This is a genomic window from Bergeyella zoohelcum ATCC 43767 (genome assembly GCF_000301075.1).
GTDB lineage: Bacteria > Bacteroidota > Bacteroidia > Flavobacteriales > Weeksellaceae > Bergeyella > Bergeyella zoohelcum.
The window spans coordinates 649,592-668,243 of record NZ_JH932293.1; the positions used below are offsets into that span (position 1 = coordinate 649,592).

An 18,652-nucleotide genomic window follows, 5' to 3' on the forward strand; every position below is an offset into this window, starting at 1 on the left:
TTGATTGTGTGTAACATAACGAGGCAAAGATAGATAAAGTTTTCTAATACACAAAAAGTTTTTTTATAAGTTGTATCATGTACAATGATTTTAGAAATTAGAGGTTAGAAAGCTAAAAGACTAAAAAGTTAGAAGCTAGTTCGCCAACCGCCTTTCCCCAATACATTACCTCTTCAGTTTTTCATTATTCTGATGTCTTTCTCTATCCCTTTCGGTTTTTATTTTCATTTTTTTGTCAAAAGCCGCTTGAAGGTCTACTCCCGTTTGATTCGCAAGACATAATGTAACGAAAAGTACATCTGCAAGTTCTTCTCCCAAATCTTTCATTTTATCACTTTCTTTTTCAGACTGTTCCCCATATCTTCTTGCAATGATTCTCGCTACCTCTCCTACCTCTTCGGTAAGAATGGCCATATTCGTCAGTTCGTTAAAATAACGAACACCCACCGTCTTTATCCATTCATCTACTTGATTTTGGAGAGCTTGTATTTCCATATTAATAATGGATTTTGTAATTAGACAAATTGTATTTTATTGTTTTTCAACATTGCATTGGTATCCTCTATAAATCGTAGCACATCTTCTGTACCTATTTTTTTCTCGGAAGAAGTAAGAAAATGATTCGGCACTTCATCCCAAGTTTCTAACATTTTTTCTAAATAAGCATTGGCATTCTTCTCTGCCATCATACCTTTGAGCTTATCTGCCTTGGTAAATACAATACTAAAAGGGATACCACTTTCAGCACACCATTCCATAAACTCTAAATCTATTTTCTGTGGCGTATGCCGAACATCAATTAAAACAAAAAGATTGACCAGATTTTTTCTATTCAAAATATAATTGGTAATCAGTTTTTCAAAATCTTTTCGAAGGCTTTTAGACACTTTGGCGTAGCCGTAACCTGGCAAATCTGTGAGAAACCAGTTTTCATTAATAAGAAAATGATTAATCAGCTGTGTTTTTCCAGGAGTTTGGGAAGTTTTCGCCAAATCCTTCCTATTCATCATGGCATTAATAAGTGAAGACTTGCCTACATTAGAACGCCCAATAAAGGCGTATTCTGGTAAAGTAGGTTCAGGGCAATCTTGCCACCTCCCTGAGCTTTTGACGAAATTTGCAGAATGAATAATCATATTTTAAGATTTTGATTTAAACGGAAAAACCTTTATCCAAGGTTTTGATAAAGGTTTTAAAAGTTTCTTTTTTGTAGCCAAGCGTAGAGAATATCATTAAACTCATTAGGTTTTTCCATCATGGCTGCGTGTCCACATTGGTCTATCCAAAAGAGTTCAGCATCAGGAATGAGTCTATTCATCTCTATTGCCACATCGGGCGGCGTTACATTATCTTGTTTCCCCCAAATGATACAAGTAGGCACACTAATTTTCACCAACTCTTTTTCCATATTATGCTTAATAGCACTTCGGGCAAGCATTACGGTTTTAATCCCCTTACTTCTGTCATTCACTATACTAAAAACCTCGTCCACCAAATCTTCTGTGGCCACCTTGGGATCATAGAATACCTCTTCGGCTTTCTTTCGGATGTACTCACGGTCATTTTTTCTCGGGAAGCTATCTCCAAAAGATCTTTCATAGAGGCCTGAACTTCCTGTAAGCACAAGACTCTTCACGAGCTCTGGACGGCTCAGCGTTAAGATGAGACCAATATGCCCTCCCATAGAGTTCCCCACTATAATGGCTTTCTCCTGAACTTCTTTTTCGATGAATTCTGCAACGAATTTTGCCAAAGCACCGAGATTGGTATTCAGTACTGAAAGCTCATAAATAGGCAATTGAGGAAAATAAACACGATAGCCTTTGCTGGAAAAAAAAGACATCAATGCGGTAAAGTTACTCAGCCCTCCCATCAGCCCCTGAAGGAGAACAATAGGCGTACCCTCACCTTCCATAATGAAATTAAAACTTTTTTCTTTCTTAGTTTTGAAAAGCATATCTGTTAATTGTTGCGAAAGCAAAAATACAAAAAATACATGGTTTATTGTTATGTATTTGTCAAGAATCTTTATAGGATTCCAAGATTTTTATAGAAATATTTCATTCCACAGGATAGGCAAAACCACAGAAAATAAAAACAACACAAATCTCAGTGAAAAAATCTCACAATCAAAACATTAAATATCTATTCAAAAACTTATGAACATTCCACTGAAAAGTGGAAAAATTTGATAAAATTTGACTAATTTTGCCCTTAGCGAAAAAAATAAGATATCATTTATTTTTTAGTCTTTATTTACACATAAAGAAAAATTTCAGAAGTAAAGTAATGATTTTTTTACGCAACTAAACCTCAAATGAGCATAAAAATGGAATATCACAATCCGGTTTTACTACACCCCAGTGTAGATGATCTTGTTACAAATGCAGATGGAATATATGTAGACTGTACCTTCGGTGGCGGAGGACATTCTAAAGAAATCCTATCCCGATTGTCCGCACATGGAAAGCTCTTCAGCTTTGACCAGGATTTAGATGCTCTAAATAACGCTATTGATGATGAAAGATTTACCCTCATCAACCAAAATTTTAGATTCCTCCAAAATTCACTCTTATTTCATGGTATCAGCCAAGTAGATGGAATATTAGCAGATTTAGGTGTTTCCTCACATCAGTTTGATGCCACTGAAAGAGGCTTTTCTATCCGTGGTAACGCCCCACTGGACATGCGGATGAACATCATGCAAAATACAGATGCCCAGCAAGTGATTAATGAGTATAACGAGGAAGATTTAGCAGATATTTTTTACCACTATGGAGAGCTGAGAGAAGCCAGAAAGCTGGCTAGGGAAATTGTCCATCACCGAAAAAATAAAAGAATAGCCACTACAGAAGAATTAAAAAATGTATTCAGCTTTGTTCCTGCACATAAACAAAATAAATTCTTCGCTCAAGTTTTTCAGGCAATAAGAATAGAAGTAAACCAAGAGCTAGAAGCCCTAAAAGAAATGCTCACTCAGTCATTAGAAATTCTAAAACCGAATGGAAGATTGGTAGTCATTTCTTATCATTCTTTAGAAGACCGTCTGGTAAAAAGATTCATGAAAAATGGAATGTTCCAAGGAGAACCTGAAAGAGATATTTATGGCAATTACCATAAAAGTTTTGATTTACTGAGAACCAAAGCATTGATTCCAGACGAAACCGAAATTGCACAAAATTCCCGTGCAAGAAGTGCTAAAATGAGAACGGCTATAAAACGATAGTTTCATCATGGCAAAAAGAAAAAATAATCCTAGACCCAAAAGAAAACTTACCTTTTCAGATATCCTGAAAGGGAATTTTATCTATAGAGATGAATTTGTAAAAAACTGGAAATTAGGCTTAGAAATTCTTATCTTAGTTTTTGCCGTCATTTATACTGGACATTTGGCAGGACAAAAAATAAAAAGGATTAACACACTGAAAGAGACCGCTGAGGAATACAAATCTAGAAATGCCTTCGCCCAAAGCCGTCTGATTAAAGTGAAAATGGAATCTCACCTAGGGAAAGAAATGGTAATGGACTCTCTGATGCCCTTAGAAAGTCACCCTCACAAATTGTTAATAAAAATAGATAGCACCCATGGCTCAGAAAACCGATAACATTCATAAAAGAAGAAAATCTACCATAAGGAAAGGGTATATTTTCATGCTCGCGGTCCTGCTGCTGATGATTGGTTTTTTGGTAAGATTAGTGGCCATTCAAAATACGAATGTAAAAGAAATAGAGGATAAATACATTAATAAAAACTACAGAGTAGACACCCTAAAAGCTGCCCGAGGAAACCTCTATGCCGCCGATGGCTCTATCCTCGCCACCACAGTAATGCGATATGATGTATATCTAGATTTCAAAACCATGACAAAAAGAGATACACTCTACACCAATAATATAGATGCACTTACAGATTCTTTGGCGAGACAATTCGGTAAACCAAAACATTTCTACAGAAAAACTTTCGATGAACAAAAAAAGAAGAAAAATCAATATTTCCGATTGGCTCAAGGTTTGGATTTTGACCAATTTGACCGACTGAGAAAGTTTCCCATTTTTAACAAAGGAAAGAATAAAGGAGGCTTCATTGTAGAAAGAAAATACAAAAGAGAATTGGCCACTTCTGAAATTGGTGCAGGAACCATAGGAATGGATGACCATAGGGGAAAGTCTGGATTGGAATATGCTTTCACCGAAAGCCTTTCTGGAACAGACGGAATGAGATTGGTGCAAAGAGTAAGTGCTAACCAATGGAAACCAATAGACTACTGGAAAATCAAAGAACCTATTGATGGAAATGATGTTTATACCACTTTGGATTTAAGAATTCAAGACATTGCTCATACGGCTCTAGAAAAACAGCTAAGAGAATACGAGGCAAAACATGGCACCGTAGTGGTAATGGAAGTAGAAACGGGAAAAGTAAGAGCAATGGTAAATCTTACCAAAAACACCAAAGGCGAGTACGAAGATATTAATAATCATGCCATTAGAGGAATGTACGAGCCAGGATCTACCTTTAAAGTAATCTCTTTATTGGCTGCAATGGATGATGGATACATAGATGAAAACACTACGGTAAATACAAATCCATTTAAATACGCTGGCGTTACATTAAGAGATGCCCATGGAGGTGGGGTTTATGAAATTTCTGATGTCTTAGCAAAATCCTCTAATGTAGGTACAGCAAAACTCATTACCAAATTTTACGGAGCAAGACCAGAGGTCTTTTTTGATCATTTGAGAAAGTGGAAAATGTTTGAGAAATTAGATTTAGAAATCGGAGGAAGTATTGCTCCTATCATTCGCACCCCTAAACATAAGAGATGGAATAAGTATGACTTGGCTTCTATTTCTTATGGCTATTCCACACAGTTCAGTATTTTGCATCTTACTACTTTTTATAATGCAATAGCCAATAAGGGAAAAATGGTAACACCACTTTTTATAGATAAAATAATGAATAATGGGCAAGTAATATATGAAGCAAAACCGAAAGTTCTAGTTAATAAAATCGCTTCTGATAAAGCAATACAAATGATGACCAGCGCACTTACCAAAGCCGTGGAAAAAGGAACAGCAAGAAGTATATTTACTCCTAACCTCAAAATGGCTGGAAAAACAGGTACTGCTAGAGATGAAAGAGATGGAAAATTAAAATACAATGCCTCTTTTGCTGGTTTTTATCCTTCGGATAATCCAAAATATACATGCTATGTAATGGTGCATGCTCCAAATACTTCTAAAGGCTACTACGGAGGAACTGTTTCTGCACCCGTATTTAAAGAAATTGCAGGAAAAACCTTCCTAAAAACCCCTCAAAATATAGAAAACCAAATGCTGGTGGATAAGAAAGTGGACCTATCCAGATATGAACATAATAGAAAAAAACTTTCATTAAAAAATGAAATAATGCCCGAAGTAAAAAACCTTGTAGGAAGAGACATTATTCCTCAATTAGAGAATGCAGGTTACAGAGTGGAATACAAAGGAGTAGGAAAAATTACTTCCCAACTGCCACTGGCAGGAACCAAATTAAAAAAGAACCAAAGAATTTATCTTACTTTGCAAAATTAATTGGAACAGCTTTCTCCTCAATCTATAAATTGAAAAAGAATGGAAAACATTATCAAAACAAAAGGGAATAAGTTTAATTTCACTTGGATAGGAATATTATTGGTCATCTATGTATTCATCTTATCTCCTTTGGCAAAACATTTTGTTCTCATACAAAGTTTAAGAAATTCTTTTGTACCCCTTGCACTGCTCTTTCTCGTAATTTTTGAAATTATTCGATTTTATAAAAATAAAGACAAGGCAAGGTTAGATGCTTTAAAAATCAGTACGGAAGGCATCACCGCTTTGATTGGGCCCATATCAAAAGTAGGAACAATACGATGGCAGGACATCCAAATGGTAGGCGTAAATCCATCCATGACAGATAATTCATTAATCATCAAAGTAAAAAATCCTTTAGACTATATACATAAGGTAAATATGGACTTTCAGACCAAAAAGAAATTGAGGCAGTACAATGCCAAATTTCAAACGCCTATCATTATCGCTACTGATGATTTGAATATCCGCCCCCAAGCATTAAGAGATTTGATTAAAAAACAAATAAAGTTTTAAAATTTGAAATCCCATAGGAAAATATAAAATTAATCTTTTTAATCTTTTTAATCTAAAAAAATGAACCTACATATACTATTAAGAGCCATTCCTATTTTAGAGTCTTTCGGAGATTTAGATCGAGCGGTCTCCCACTTATCTTTTGACAGCCGTAAAATTTCGGAGGGCGGACTCTATATTGCCGTAAGAGGGGTAGCAGTGGATGGACATCAGTTCATTGGTAAAGCCATTGACAATGGAGCAGGTGTCATCGTTTGCGAAAATTTTCCAGAGCAAAAAAATGAAAACATTACTTATATAAAAGTAACCAATACGCTTAAAACGCTCGGCATTTTAGCCAGTAATTTCTATGGAAATCCTTCCGAAAAATTAAAATTAGTAGGCATTACGGGGACCAATGGTAAAACTTCAGTGGCGACCCTTTTGTATGATACCTTTAAAAATTTAGGCTATCCATCGGCACTTATCTCTACAGTGGAGTACCGTATTGCAGATGAAATTTTACCCGCTACGCATACCACCCCCGATATTATTACACTGAATAAAATTCTCGCCCAAGCGGTGGAAAAAGGCTGTGAATATGCCTTTATGGAAGTGAGCTCACATGGTATTCACCAGCATAGAATAGAGGGTTTACACTTTAGTATAGCAGGTTTTACCAATATCACCCATGACCATCTGGACTATCATAAAACCTTTTTAGAATACCTCAACACTAAGAAGCGTTTTTTTGATGATTTGCCTGAAACCGCCGTGGCCATTACCAATATTGATGATAAAAATGGAAATGTCATGCTCCAAAATACCAAAGCAAGAAAGAAATCGTACGCTGTAAAAACGATGGCCGACTATCATGGTAAACTTTTGGAAGTAGACTTTAACGGAATGTTACTTCATTTTAATGGCAAAGAGTTCTGGACTACGCTTACAGGGAAATTCAATGTTTCCAATCTGTTACTGGTTTTCGCTATTGCCCACGAATTAGGCTTTGGGGAAAATGAAATTCTTCAGGCACTATCCCAGCTCAAAAGAGTGAATGGTAGATTTGAAACTATAAAATCTGATGGGGGTATCATCTTCGTAGTAGATTATGCCCATACGCCTGATGCTTTAGAAAATGTTTTGGATAGTATCAATGAAATCAGAACCAAAAATGAAAGACTGATTTGTGTGTTTGGTTGCGGAGGAGATAGAGACAAAGAAAAACGCCCAGAAATGGGAAAAGTAGCCACAAAAAAAGCAACACTCAGCATTATTACTTCCGACAATCCAAGAACAGAAGAGCCTAGCCAAATTATCAAGGAGATAGAAGCGGGAATAGAAGCACAAAACTTCAGTAAATATACTTCCATTCCAGATAGGAAAGAAGCCATTAAAATGGCAATAAAATTTGCCGAACCGAAAGACATTATCCTCGTAGCAGGAAAAGGACACGAAACCTACCAAGAAGTGAACGGTATAAAACACCACTTTGATGACAAAGAAGTTATCCATGAACTGTGGCAGCTCATGAGTAAGTAAAAAATAAATAGATAATATCCAGCAAAATGTTAGACTTTAGAAATATATTAAACCTCAAAGAGGGAGAACAGGAACGAAAAATTGTACTTGAAGATGTGTATAACAATATCTCTTTCCGAGGAGCCAATCTTTGGATTTTAGCATGTGCCATTCTCATTGCCTCCATCGGTCTGAATGTAAATTCTACCGCCGTAATCATTGGTGCCATGCTTATTTCTCCACTCATGGGCCCCATTGTAGGGGCAGGATTTTCCTTGGCCATCTATGATTTTTCATTATTCAAAAAATCAGGAAAAAATCTACTCATCGCTACGATAGTGAGTTTATTAGTTTCCTTTATTTATTTTTTCATCAGTCCATTCAAAGACGCTCAGTCTGAAATACTTGCTAGAACCACTCCTACCATTTATGATGTGATGATTGCCTTTTTCGGAGGCGTGGTAGGTGCCATTTCCATTACCCGAAAGGAAAAAGGAAACCCTATTCCGGGAGTGGCTATTGCTACCGCCTTGATGCCTCCCTTGTGTACCGCAGGGTATGGGCTGGCCACCGCAAACTTTAGTTTCTTCGCAGGGGCGATGTATCTCTATACCATTAATTGTGTTTTCATTGCCATTTCTACTTTCATCATCGCAAAGCTATTGAAATATACCCCACATAATCTGAAAGATAAAAAAACCGATGATAAGGTCAAGTACATTATTTTCACTATTACCCTACTGATGATCATTCCAAGTTCTTATCTGGCTTATTCTCTCTTTAACGAAAAGAAATTTCAGAATACCGCAGAAAATTTTATCAATAAAAAATTTGTGGACGAAGGCTACGCACTCATTTATAAAAAACTAAACTATCAGCAAAGCCCTAAAACTATAGAATTGGCATTTCTGCACAAAAAATTTGATAGCTTAGAAATTAAAAGACTGAATAAAGATTTACAAGATTTTGGACTGAGTAATACCCACTTAATCATTAAACAAGGAGGCTCTGATTTAAAAGCCGAAATCTTATCTCAGATCAACAATAATAATAACTCCATCTCAGAAAAAGACATTACCATTAGTAAACTAAGAACTGAACTGAAAAAATATACGATGAATGAGGATAATCTTCATCAGGAAATAAAAGTTCTTTACCCTGAAATCAAAGAAATTTATTTTGGAAGATTAAACGATGCTACGAGTAAAGATTCCATAAAAACCGTTCCTGTAGTCATTTACACTGCAGAAAGCCAAGTAAATGAAGAAAATATCACCAATTGGCTAAAAGTAAAACTCGATGAACCCAATGTAAAAGTAATGGGAACTATAGAGAACTGATAATAAGAATAGTATTATACCCCAATCTTTTAATCTTTTAATCTTTATAATAAAAAAATGCTATACTATCTCTACGAATACTTAACCGCCCAAGGTATCCATATTCCAGGACTGAATCTACTGAGGTATATTTCTTTCCGTGCTGGAATGGCTGTACTTTTTTCTCTTTGGATTGCTTTAGTTTATGGAAAAAAAATCATCGTTTTCCTCAGAAGAAAACAAATGGGAGAACTGGTACGAGACCTCGGACTAGATGGGCAAAAACAAAAAGAAGGAACCCCTACTATGGGAGGGCTCATTATCATTATTGCCACTTTGGTTCCCGTATTACTCTTCACCAAAATTACCAATATCTACATCGTTCTCTTGGTGGTATCTGTAGTTTGGATGGGAGCTATAGGTTTTTTAGATGATTATCTCAAGAAAATTAAGAAAAACAAAGATGGACTCAGTGGTAAATTTAAGGTAATTGGTCAAGTAGGATTAGGGCTTATCATCGGGGTAACCATGTATTTTCATGATGGTATTACCATAAAAAGAGAAATATCTGAAATCTATACAGAGAATATTGCAGAAAAATTTCAGCAGGAAGAAAAAGCCGTCATCTCTACCGTACCTTTCGTGAAAAACAATGAGTTCGATTATAGCAAAATCCTCTTCTGGATGGATGAAAAACAAGCCGAGGAATGGGCATGGGTAGTTTTTATTCCTATCGTAATTTTCATAGTTACTGCTGTGTCCAACGGGGCAAATATCACCGATGGCATCGATGGACTTGCCGCAGGAACCAGTGCCGTTATTTTACTTACTTTAGCATTTTTTGCGTATGTTTCGGGGAATATTATTTTCGCGGATTATCTGAACATTATGTTCCTACCCGATATGGGAGAAACCACCATTTTCGCCGTAGCCATGGTAGGGGCAGTCATTGGTTTTTTCTGGTACAATACCTTCCCCGCTCAGGTGTTTATGGGGGATACAGGAAGTCTGATGCTGGGAGGGGTAATTGCTGTGTTAGCCATTATTTTAAGAAAAGAACTCTTAATTCCCGTACTCTGTGGAATCTTCTTAATAGAAAATCTCTCGGTGATGTTACAAGTAGCTGTCTTCAAATACCGAAAGAAAAAATACGGATTGGAATACGCTCAAAATAACAGATTGTTTAAAATGTCTCCTTTGCATCACCATTACCAAAAAAGTGGTTATCATGAGAGTAAAATCGTGAACCGAATGATTATCATCGGAGTAATGCTCGCTATTATTTGTTTAATCACATTGAAAGTGAGGTAAAGTATGAAAAAACTGCCTTTTTTACCACCATTAAAAAACATAGAAACACCTAATGTTTTGAAACAGTTGGCAAAATCTCATAGACATTTGGCAGAGTTAAAAGGAATTGCGAAAACCATTCCCAATGAACAAATTCTAATCAATACATTGGCTTTACAAGAAGCGAAAGCGAGTAGTGAAATTGAAAATATTATCACAACTCATGATGAACTTTATAAGGAAAATGCATTAATAGAAACTAAAAATTCTGCTTCAAAAGAAGTCTATAATTACGCTCAGAGCTTAAAAACAGGTTTTGAAATCGTTAGAAATGAAAGACTTTTGCTAAACAAGCATATCATTATGATTCAGCGAATTTTAGAACAGAACAATGCAGGGTTTCGCAAACAATCTGGAACAAAATTAGTCAATTCTCTTGGAGAAACAGTCTATACACCACCACAAGATTCTTCGGAAGTACTAGATTTGATGGCAAATTTGGAAAAATTCATCAATGATAATGATTTTTCAGATTATGATTCATTAATAAAAATGGCGATGATACACTATCAGTTTGAAAGTATTCATCCTTTTTATGATGGAAATGGAAGAACCGGAAGGATTATCAATATCTTGTACTTGGTTTTACAAGGCTTATTAGATTTGCCTATTTTATATTTGAGTAGATTTATCATTCAGAATAAAGCTGAATATTATCAAGTATTACAAGGAGTAAGAGACAATGACGATTGGGAAAAAATGATTTTGTATATGCTGAAAGGTGTAGAAGTTACTTCTATTCAAACTATTGATTTGGTGGAGCGAATAAAAGTATTAATGCAAGAATACAAAATAAATCTAAGAGAAAAGCTCCCCAAAATATATAGTCAAGATTTGTTGAATAATTTATTTAAACATCCATACACTAAGACTGAGTTTTTAGAAAAAGATCTAATGGTGCAAAAAAGAACAGCTCAGAATTATTTAGATAACATAGTAGAACTAGGACTATTAGAAAAAATTAAAGTTGGTAGAGCGAATTATTTTATTAATGTAAATTTGATTAAGGTGTTAATGGGGGAGAGATAACATACACATAAAAGTAACTTTTTATATCTATAAGGATATGGAAAAAAAACGCACTTTTTTTCCGAATCAAGAGTAACATGGAAAAAAAAATGCACTTTTTTTCCATGAGAAAAAAAAGAATTAACGAATGATTATCAGCACTTCTTCTCAATTTTGGGAAAGTCATGAGCAGTATATATTAAAAACTTATCTCTAGTGGAAGAAGCAAATCGAATTAGAAAAATTATGAATATAGTAGTTTTAGGAGGTGGTGAAAGCGGCTTTGGAGCGGCTTATTTAGCGAAAAAGAAAGGTCTAGAGGTTTTTGTTTCAGATAAAGGAAATATCAAAGAAAAGTACAAAAATCTCATGGAGGAAAATGGCATTGATTATGAAGAAAATAATCACGATGAAACGCGCATTCTCTCTGCCGATTGGGTTATCAAAAGTCCAGGTATTCCTAAAAAGGCAGGTATTCTACAAAAGATTCAAGCCAAAGGGATAAGACTCTCTTCGGAAATAGAATTCGCTGCAGAATTTACCGATGCTAAAATCATTGCTATCACGGGAAGCAATGGAAAGACCACTACCACTTCTCTGATTTACCACATCCTGAAAAATGCAGAACTCCATGTAGGTTTGGGAGGAAATATAGGAACCAGTTTTGCCAAGCAAGTAGCAGATGAAAATTATGACTACTTCGTATTGGAAGTGAGTAGTTTTCAGCTAGATGACATTCAAAACTTCCAGCCCTATATCGCATTATTACTGAATCTTTCGCCAGACCATTTGGATCAATACAATTACAACTATGAGGATTATGCTCTGGCAAAACTCAGAATTACAGAAAACCAAAAGAATCACCAGTTTTTCATTTATAACCATGAGGACGAAATGACCCATGAACTCCTCAAAAAAATAGAAGTGAAAGCCCAAACACTTCCTTTTTCCTTAAACGAAAAATTAGACGAAGGTGCTTATGCTACAGTAGATAAAATTTTTGTAAAACTAGAGAAAGAATTTTCTATGAAAATCAATGAATTACCTTTAGTGGGCAAACATAATGTAGCCAATATCTTAGCGGCTTCTATGGTGGGTAAATTACTCCATATCAGCGATGAAAACCTTCAAAATGCCCTGATGACTTTTCAGGCAGTAGAACATCGTTTAGAGCTTTTTGCAGAGATAGACGGAGTAAAATACATCAATGACTCTAAAGCTACCAATGTGAATGCCGCGTATTATGCTTTAGAAAGTATGACTTCTCCTACCGTATGGATAGCAGGTGGCGTGGATAAAGGGAACGACTATACCGAAATAGAAGATTTAGTAAAAGAAAAGGTAAAAGCGGTAATATGCTTGGGCAAGGATAATGAAAAAATCATCGAATTTTTTCAAGATAAAATGAAACTAATTTACAGCACCTCTACACTGGAAGAATGTGTAAAAATAGCCAAGTCTGTTGCTCAAAATGGAGATACCGTACTGCTCTCACCATGCTGTGCGAGTTTTGATTTATTTGAAAACTACGAGGACAGAGGAGAAAAGTTTAAAAAAGAAGTACTGAAATAAAATACTAACGAACAATGAGCCAACTAGCATCAAGTTTTGGATGGAATAACATCAAAGGAGATAAAACCCTTTGGGGAATTGTGATATTAATTTCTCTTTTGTCTGTATTTCCCGTGTACTCTGCCAGTTCTAATTTGGAATATATTGCAGGAGAGGGTACCACTATGGGACATGTAATTAAGCACTTAGGAATTACCGCCTTTGGACTTGGACTTATGTGGACGGTACAAATTATTCGGTATGAATACTTGGCAAAGCTTTGTTTGTTCCTCCTATGGTGCTTCATAGGGTTACTCTTTTATACCTCATTTTTTGGCACCCAAACCATTGATGGAGCTTCTGCCTCCCGATGGATAAAAATTCCTATCATAGGAATGACTTTTCAGCCTTCATCTTTCACTTATGTGCTACTCATCATCTACCTATGCCGGTACATGACGAGAAATTTAGGCAAGGAAATTCCTGCATGGAAACATATTTTATATGTTTTTGGCCCGATATTATTGGTATTTTTCTTAGTAGCGAAAGACAATGGTTCCACTGCACTCATGATTGTAGGGGCATCTATTATTGTATTGATTTTAGGAGGTTTTGGCTGGAAATATATTTTAGGATTCATCGCTACGGCAAGTGTTCTAGCAAGTTTATTTCTAATGATTGCTTTGAATACCAATTGGATAAAAAACAATCGTGTAGATACATGGAAAAGCCGTATAGAAACCTTCATGGGCAACAAACAAAATGATGCCAATACCACCATCATTGATTCCAAAGAAAATTACCAAATTGCACAAGCTACCGCCGCTTTAGTACATGGTGGGTTTACGGGAAAAGGACCTGGAAAAAGTGCCATGAAGCAGATGCTCCCGCAGTCGGTCTCTGATTTTATTTTTGCCATTGTAGTGGAAGAATATGGTTTTTTAGGCGCCTTTTCATTATTTTTCTTATACATCATCATCTTATTCAGAATCATTATGATAGCCAATAAAGTCCCCGGCTTTTTTGGTCCTTTACTCGTTATTTCTATGGGAGTGATTTTATTTATACAAATTTTGGTGAATGTAGCGGTAACACTCAGTATCATCCCTGTTACCGGACAGCCCTTACCTCTCATCAGCTATGGAGGTTCTGCCATGCTTTCTACCTACTTTCTCCTTGGGGTCATCATTAATGTAAGCAAAGGTGCACAAATTCTTAACGAAGAAGGACTCAGTCCTAAACAGACACTAGAGGAAATCAATGACATAGCGTAAAAAAGACGAAGATGAAAACACAAAGTTCTAGCACTATAAGGGTACTGATGAGCGGTGGAGGTACGGGGGGACATATTTTCCCTGCGGTAGCCATTGCCCAAGAAATCCAAAAACGCTATCCCAATGCCGAGTTTCTTTTTATTGGTGCCAATGGTAAAATGGAAATGGAAAAAGTACCTCAAGCTGGATTTAAGATTGAAGGGCTGAATATCCAAGGCTTTGATAGAGGCAATCTATTGGCAAATTTTAAACTGCCATTCAAATTGATTTCCAGCTTACTAAAAGCGAGGAAAATCATTAAGAAATTTAATCCTCATTTTGCAGTAGGAACGGGTGGATTTGCCAGTGGACCTGCACTATTCATTGCATCTCAGCTGGGCATTCCCATTTTTGTTCAAGAGCAAAACTCCCTACCTGGGAAAACCAATACTTTCTTAGCGAAAAAGGCAAAAGCCGTTTTTACCGCCTACCCAGAAATGGAGAAATTTTTCGGAAACAGGCCTACATATTTCCTTGGCAACCCTATAAGGAATAGTATCATTACCAGCTTAACTGATAAAGCAGAGGCAAAGGAGAAATTAGGATTGGATAAAAATAAACTTACCATTTTATCTGTAGGAGGGTCTTTAGGCTCTAAAACGCTCAATGATACATGGGATGAATACGCAAAACAGCTTTTAGAAAAAGGCTATCAGTTAATTTGGCAAACGGGAAAATCTTATCCGCAAAGTTCCCAACAAGATAGCAACACTCATCCATCATCCATGATTAAAGAAGTATTTATTCATGATATGCCACTGGTGTATTCTGCGGCAGATATCATTGTTTCCAGAGCAGGAGCAATCGCTATTTCAGAATTATCCGTAGTAGGCAAACCTATGATTTTGGTACCATTTCCTTTTGCAGCGGAAGATCATCAGACTAAAAACGCTTTGACTTTAGTAGAAAAAAATAGTGCTAAAATGGTCAAAGACCATGAAATGAAAGAAAAATTTTGGACTACCCTCATGACACTTTGTGAGCATCAAAACCTCAGAAACCAAATGTCTGAAAACCTAAGATTCTTTGCAAAACCTCATGCTACAGAAGAAATTGTTACTAAAATAATGGAAAAAATGAGTTTATAAAACAAATAGTCTATCTGTGCTTTTGGAATAAAATCTATTTTAATATAGAAAGTTGAATATTATCATAGTCATTATCAATTGAAATAAATTGCATCATAATGACTATTCATCTATCTTTGTAAAAAATTTTATAATGAAAAACGCAGAAATCATAGGCTTGTCCACAGAAGACACTCAAAAAATTGTAGAAAAACTCAATATACTATTGGCTAATTACTCTATATTCTACCAAAATACGAGAGGAGCGCATTGGAATATCAAAGGAGAGCAATTCTTTACGCTTCATCCAAAATTTGAAGAACTATATGATGGTTTGGTACTTAAAATAGATGAAATCGCAGAAAGGATTTTAACTTTAGGAGGGGTTCCGAGTCATAACTATTCAGACTATCTTAAAATTTCTACCATTCAAGAATCTAGAGAGGTAAACGACGCCGATAGCTGTGTGAGAAATATTCTGGATTCTTTCAAGACCCTCATCACACTCCAAAGAGAGCTTCTAGAAATTGCGGGTGAGGCGGGTGATGAAGGAACCAATTCTCAAATGGGAGATTATATCTCAGAACAAGAAAAAGATGTATGGATGTACAACGCATATTTAGGTAAATAATAATTGTTTATTTCATCCTGCAAAACCACCTTTTCAGTCATCATGAAATGGTGGTTTTGTTATTTTTATTATCGCTCCATTTCCTTTTTCCATTCCTCTGCAACTTGACTCAACTGTGCGTAAAATTCCTCACCATATTTCCTAATCAATGGCTTTTTTAGAAATTGATATACAGGTACTTTGAGTTCTTTCCCTAAGGTACACGCATCTGAACAAATAGACCACTGATCATAATTCATCGCTTCAAAAGACGAATATTTTTTAGTACGAATAGGATAGAGATGGCAAGAAATAGGTTTTATCCAGTCCACGGCACCTTCCTCGTATGCTTTTTCTATGCCACATTTAGTAATACCTTGCTCATCAAAAATCACATAAGCACATTCCTTATTTTCCACCATTGGAGTAACAAAATCATTATCAAACGGATCTCTTTCCCAAGTTCCTTGTGCTTCTATAGCGGCTATACCTTCGGCACGGAGAAAAGGTTTCACCTTAGGATAAATCTCCTCTAAAATATGGGTTTCCTCTTCATCTAGGGGGGCTCCTACATCGCCCTCTACACAACATGCTCCCTTGCATTTGCTGATATTGCACACAAATTCCTCAGAAAAAATATCTTCAGAAATTAGTTTATCTTCTATCTGTATCATGTCATTGTTTGTTTAATAAATTGCCATCACTTTTTCTATCGTGAAATAAACCAAAAGAGTAAGCATAATAACACCTAGCCCTACTTCTTTTTCCCAATAGCGTTTCCTAAATCGTAAAAATCTTGCAAAGATAATGCTCATGGGCATTACTAAAAGCAATAAGTAAGATTTTGAATTTTCCATATACATGAGTATCGTAGCCACCTGAACTACCAAAAAAAGGAGAAGAAATGTATATTTGTACCTACTGACAGGGCTTTTTTCGTTATAATGCAGAAAATGATCGGCTATCGCCCAAAGTAAAAGAATCGCTATAGGAGATAAATATACCAATGAAAAGTTTTCCGCTAAAAAAGGAGATGAAGGCATAGGAAGGTAACGCTCATCCCAAGTATTGGCTCCAAAAAAATAAGCCAAAGAAAAATAAAATATCCCCATTAAAACCATTCCGAAAAAGAGCCTAAAAATATGAAGTACTATTCTTTCCGAAGTAGCAAAAACATGAATAATGACAAAGAGTATCATCGCCCAAGTGGCAGGTAAAAAGATATAGTTAAACACCAAAAGACTTCCTACAATGACATAGTTCTTCTTTACATTCATATCTTCTGGGGATGAAAGCATCAGTACAAGTAGTGAGTTGGTCATCAATGCTACAGAAAGCCCTATATCCATATCCATAGAAAAGAAAACCAAAGAAAATACGGTATAGAGAAAAAGTGGAACATGCGTCTGATAATTAAGCCGAATAGAATTAATACAAAAATACCCTAATGTCAGTCCGCCTAGAGCAAATACCAATGGTAAATCCACAGAAAAAGCAGCAGAACTGATATTTCGCAAAAAAATAAGCCCCAATAAAACACCTATATATACAGGAACTGAAAAAATATTACTCTCTTTTGAAAGTAGTTTGAACATTTTTTAATAATTTTGTGCAAAGTTAATTTAAAAAAGAGAAACAATGACATCATTATGGTTGTTCTTAAGCGACTTATTTGTGGCTTCATTTTCATTCTACGATATGTTCGGTAATGTACTCAATTGGATATTCTTCACTGTTTGCTGTGTACTATTCGTATATTGGTGCTGGGTATTAGTAGTTCCATTAGGAGGAGATAAAGATTTAGAGTATAAATCTCCATCTAAGGAAAAACGCCCATATTATGACCCTAAAATAATGAAAAAAGGATAGACTGTCCTTTTTTGATGATAAAAAAATAAGACAATATAACAAAAAATGGTGCTTAAAAACCTTGTAAAGCATTGTCTTTTATAGACTTATAAGAGTTATAATGAAAGTGGTTTCATTATAACTCTTATTTTATGTCCAAAACGAATAAAAAATGTCCAGTTTGTGATTCTAATCACATCATCAAAAAAGGAAAAAGAAATGGAAAACAACGCTTTCAATGTGGAGATTGTCAGGCAAATTTTACGATTAAAAACATTGGTGTAAAAAGAAAAAATCAATTCATTTGGTTCAGAAAATGGATAATGGAAAGGCAAGTCTATAAAACCCTTTCGAGGGATAGCTCAATGAGCCAATCTACCCTTCAAAACCTCTTTAAACATTACCTTTCACAAGTTCCTACCCTCAGCATCAAAAGCAAGACAAAGGTTCATCTCTTGATTGATGGCACCTACTTTTCCAATGGATTATGCCTGATACTCTACTACGATTATGACATTCGATATGTGCAACTTTACCGCCAAACCAACAAGGAAAAACTTCGTGATATAAAGCAAGATTTGGAAAACTTAAAGAAGCTGAATGTGGCAGTTTACAGTGTAACCTGCGATGGGCATAAATCTATTTTAGGAGCGGTAAAAAAGGTGTTTCCAGAGGTGATTATCCAAAGATGTTTAGTGCATATTAAACGACAGATTAAGAACTATTTAAGTGGTAGCCCAAAACATTTTATTAGCCAACAGCTTTTGTGTTTATCCAAAGAAATTACGCATCTAAAAACCAATGAACAGGCTAACGATTGGGTAAATAGATTTTACCAGTGGTATGTTGAAAATCAATATTTTATAGAAGAAAAATCAATGAATGAAGAATCTGGATTTCAGTGGTTTTTAGATGCGTAATTTCTTTGGATAAACACAAAAGCTGTTGGCTAATAAA

The 18,652-nt window shown here is 35.6% G+C and carries 19 protein-coding genes; 14 read left to right on the forward strand and 5 right to left on the reverse strand.

The window, feature by feature from the left end:
- Positions 1-165 precede the first annotated feature (165 nt).
- From HMPREF9699_RS02975 to HMPREF9699_RS02985, 3 genes are read right to left on the reverse strand one after another with little or no spacing between them, the layout of a single operon-like run.
- The gene (locus HMPREF9699_RS02975; RefSeq protein ID WP_002662305.1) at positions 166-495 is read right to left on the reverse strand and encodes a nucleotide pyrophosphohydrolase; all 330 of its coding nucleotides are present in this window, start codon (positions 493-495) and stop codon (positions 166-168) included.
- A 20-nt stretch (positions 496-515) separates the two neighbouring features.
- Positions 516-1,136, reverse strand: coding sequence for a ribosome biogenesis GTP-binding protein YihA/YsxC (yihA, locus tag HMPREF9699_RS02980; RefSeq protein WP_002662306.1), 621 nt, complete (start codon positions 1,134-1,136; stop codon positions 516-518).
- 56 nt (positions 1,137-1,192) lie between these two features.
- Positions 1,193-1,957 (reverse strand): alpha/beta fold hydrolase, encoded by a 765-nt coding sequence (locus HMPREF9699_RS02985; RefSeq protein WP_002662307.1) that lies wholly within the window; start codon positions 1,955-1,957, stop codon positions 1,193-1,195.
- 360 nt (positions 1,958-2,317) lie between these two features.
- Here HMPREF9699_RS02985 and rsmH point away from each other — a divergent pair, with 360 nt between their 5' ends.
- The 12 genes from rsmH (at position 2,318) to HMPREF9699_RS03045 (ending at position 15,868) form a co-directional block, all read left to right on the forward strand.
- Positions 2,318-3,226, forward strand: coding sequence for a 16S rRNA (cytosine(1402)-N(4))-methyltransferase RsmH (rsmH, locus tag HMPREF9699_RS02990; protein ID WP_002662308.1), 909 nt, complete (start codon positions 2,318-2,320; stop codon positions 3,224-3,226).
- A 7-nt stretch (positions 3,227-3,233) separates the two neighbouring features.
- Complete coding sequence (locus HMPREF9699_RS02995; RefSeq protein ID WP_002662309.1) at positions 3,234-3,605, forward strand: FtsL-like putative cell division protein; 372 nt, start codon at positions 3,234-3,236, stop codon at positions 3,603-3,605.
- Positions 3,586-5,574 carry a penicillin-binding protein gene (locus HMPREF9699_RS03000; RefSeq protein WP_002662311.1) on the forward strand — a complete coding sequence of 663 codons (1,989 nt, stop codon included), beginning with the start codon at positions 3,586-3,588 and terminating at the stop codon, positions 5,572-5,574. Before HMPREF9699_RS02995 ends, HMPREF9699_RS03000 begins: the two co-directional genes overlap by 20 nt.
- Positions 5,575-5,613: 39 nt before the next feature.
- Positions 5,614-6,129, forward strand: a complete 516-nt coding sequence (locus tag HMPREF9699_RS03005) for an STM3941 family protein (protein ID WP_002662313.1) — start codon at positions 5,614-5,616, stop codon at positions 6,127-6,129.
- Between the two features lie 60 nt (positions 6,130-6,189).
- Positions 6,190-7,650, forward strand: a complete 1,461-nt coding sequence (locus HMPREF9699_RS03010; RefSeq protein ID WP_002662314.1) for a UDP-N-acetylmuramoyl-L-alanyl-D-glutamate--2,6-diaminopimelate ligase — start codon at positions 6,190-6,192, stop codon at positions 7,648-7,650.
- Positions 7,651-7,676: 26 nt separating this feature from the next.
- The gene (locus HMPREF9699_RS03015; RefSeq protein WP_002662316.1) at positions 7,677-8,969 is read left to right on the forward strand and encodes a TIGR00341 family protein; all 1,293 of its coding nucleotides are present in this window, start codon (positions 7,677-7,679) and stop codon (positions 8,967-8,969) included.
- Positions 8,970-9,026: 57 nt separating this feature from the next.
- Complete coding sequence (mraY, locus tag HMPREF9699_RS03020; protein ID WP_002662317.1) at positions 9,027-10,259, forward strand: phospho-N-acetylmuramoyl-pentapeptide-transferase; 1,233 nt, start codon at positions 9,027-9,029, stop codon at positions 10,257-10,259.
- A gap of 3 nt (positions 10,260-10,262) precedes the next feature.
- On the forward strand, positions 10,263-11,327 hold the full coding sequence (locus tag HMPREF9699_RS03025; RefSeq protein WP_002662319.1) for a Fic family protein: 1,065 nt from the start codon (positions 10,263-10,265) through the stop codon (positions 11,325-11,327).
- Positions 11,328-11,552: 225 nt separating this feature from the next.
- Positions 11,553-12,878, forward strand: coding sequence for a UDP-N-acetylmuramoyl-L-alanine--D-glutamate ligase (murD, locus tag HMPREF9699_RS03030; protein WP_034985474.1), 1,326 nt, complete (start codon positions 11,553-11,555; stop codon positions 12,876-12,878).
- Between the two features lie 14 nt (positions 12,879-12,892).
- The gene (locus HMPREF9699_RS03035) at positions 12,893-14,131 is read left to right on the forward strand and encodes an FtsW/RodA/SpoVE family cell cycle protein (RefSeq protein WP_002662322.1); all 1,239 of its coding nucleotides are present in this window, start codon (positions 12,893-12,895) and stop codon (positions 14,129-14,131) included.
- 11 nt (positions 14,132-14,142) lie between these two features.
- Entirely contained in the window at positions 14,143-15,258 is a 1,116-nt protein-coding gene (gene murG, locus HMPREF9699_RS03040) for an undecaprenyldiphospho-muramoylpentapeptide beta-N-acetylglucosaminyltransferase (protein ID WP_002662324.1), read from the forward strand.
- A gap of 133 nt (positions 15,259-15,391) precedes the next feature.
- Positions 15,392-15,868: a Dps family protein gene (locus HMPREF9699_RS03045; protein ID WP_002662326.1), complete on the forward strand. Its 477-nt coding sequence runs from the start codon at positions 15,392-15,394 to the stop codon at positions 15,866-15,868.
- Between the two features lie 68 nt (positions 15,869-15,936).
- Here HMPREF9699_RS03045 and HMPREF9699_RS03050 read toward each other — a convergent pair whose 3' ends face one another.
- Both HMPREF9699_RS03050 and HMPREF9699_RS03055 read right to left on the reverse strand, forming a co-directional pair.
- Positions 15,937-16,521, reverse strand: coding sequence for a DUF3109 family protein (locus tag HMPREF9699_RS03050; protein ID WP_002662328.1), 585 nt, complete (start codon positions 16,519-16,521; stop codon positions 15,937-15,939).
- Between the two features lie 12 nt (positions 16,522-16,533).
- On the reverse strand, positions 16,534-17,442 hold the full coding sequence (locus HMPREF9699_RS03055; RefSeq protein WP_002662330.1) for a DUF6427 family protein: 909 nt from the start codon (positions 17,440-17,442) through the stop codon (positions 16,534-16,536).
- 43 nt (positions 17,443-17,485) lie between these two features.
- Between HMPREF9699_RS03055 and HMPREF9699_RS03060 the strand changes: the two genes are divergently transcribed.
- A complete protein-coding gene (locus tag HMPREF9699_RS03060) occupies positions 17,486-17,716 on the forward strand; it encodes a hypothetical protein (RefSeq protein WP_002662332.1) in 231 nt (76 codons plus the stop codon).
- A 131-nt stretch (positions 17,717-17,847) separates the two neighbouring features.
- Positions 17,848-18,615 (forward strand): IS1/IS1595 family N-terminal zinc-binding domain-containing protein, encoded by a 768-nt coding sequence (locus HMPREF9699_RS03065; protein WP_002662334.1) that lies wholly within the window; start codon positions 17,848-17,850, stop codon positions 18,613-18,615.
- The last annotated feature ends 37 nt before the right edge of the window (positions 18,616-18,652 follow it).

Bases quoted from the DNA above. Each gene is read 5' to 3' on its own strand.
- HMPREF9699_RS03010 (WP_002662314.1), top strand. From the start codon at position 6,190: ATGAACCTACATATACTATTAAGAGCCATTCCTATTTTAGAGTCTTTC.
- HMPREF9699_RS02975 (WP_002662305.1), bottom strand. From the start codon at position 495: ATGGAAATACAAGCTCTCCAAAATCAAGTAGATGAATGGATAAAGACG.
- rsmH (WP_002662308.1), top strand. From the start codon at position 2,318: ATGAGCATAAAAATGGAATATCACAATCCGGTTTTACTACACCCCAGT.
- HMPREF9699_RS03065 (WP_002662334.1), top strand. From the start codon at position 17,848: ATGTCCAAAACGAATAAAAAATGTCCAGTTTGTGATTCTAATCACATC.
- HMPREF9699_RS03025 (WP_002662319.1), top strand. From the start codon at position 10,263: ATGAAAAAACTGCCTTTTTTACCACCATTAAAAAACATAGAAACACCT.
- murG (WP_002662324.1), top strand. From the start codon at position 14,143: ATGAAAACACAAAGTTCTAGCACTATAAGGGTACTGATGAGCGGTGGA.
- HMPREF9699_RS03050 (WP_002662328.1), bottom strand. From the start codon at position 16,521: ATGATACAGATAGAAGATAAACTAATTTCTGAAGATATTTTTTCTGAG.
- yihA (WP_002662306.1), bottom strand. From the start codon at position 1,136: ATGATTATTCATTCTGCAAATTTCGTCAAAAGCTCAGGGAGGTGGCAA.
- HMPREF9699_RS03035 (WP_002662322.1), top strand. From the start codon at position 12,893: ATGAGCCAACTAGCATCAAGTTTTGGATGGAATAACATCAAAGGAGAT.
- HMPREF9699_RS02995 (WP_002662309.1), top strand. From the start codon at position 3,234: ATGGCAAAAAGAAAAAATAATCCTAGACCCAAAAGAAAACTTACCTTT.
- HMPREF9699_RS03015 (WP_002662316.1), top strand. From the start codon at position 7,677: ATGTTAGACTTTAGAAATATATTAAACCTCAAAGAGGGAGAACAGGAA.
- HMPREF9699_RS03045 (WP_002662326.1), top strand. From the start codon at position 15,392: ATGAAAAACGCAGAAATCATAGGCTTGTCCACAGAAGACACTCAAAAA.
- murD (WP_034985474.1), top strand. From the start codon at position 11,553: ATGAATATAGTAGTTTTAGGAGGTGGTGAAAGCGGCTTTGGAGCGGCT.
- HMPREF9699_RS03055 (WP_002662330.1), bottom strand. From the start codon at position 17,442: ATGTTCAAACTACTTTCAAAAGAGAGTAATATTTTTTCAGTTCCTGTA.
- HMPREF9699_RS02985 (WP_002662307.1), bottom strand. From the start codon at position 1,957: ATGCTTTTCAAAACTAAGAAAGAAAAAAGTTTTAATTTCATTATGGAA.
- HMPREF9699_RS03060 (WP_002662332.1), top strand. From the start codon at position 17,486: ATGACATCATTATGGTTGTTCTTAAGCGACTTATTTGTGGCTTCATTT.
- HMPREF9699_RS03000 (WP_002662311.1), top strand. From the start codon at position 3,586: ATGGCTCAGAAAACCGATAACATTCATAAAAGAAGAAAATCTACCATA.
- HMPREF9699_RS03005 (WP_002662313.1), top strand. From the start codon at position 5,614: ATGGAAAACATTATCAAAACAAAAGGGAATAAGTTTAATTTCACTTGG.
- mraY (WP_002662317.1), top strand. From the start codon at position 9,027: ATGCTATACTATCTCTACGAATACTTAACCGCCCAAGGTATCCATATT.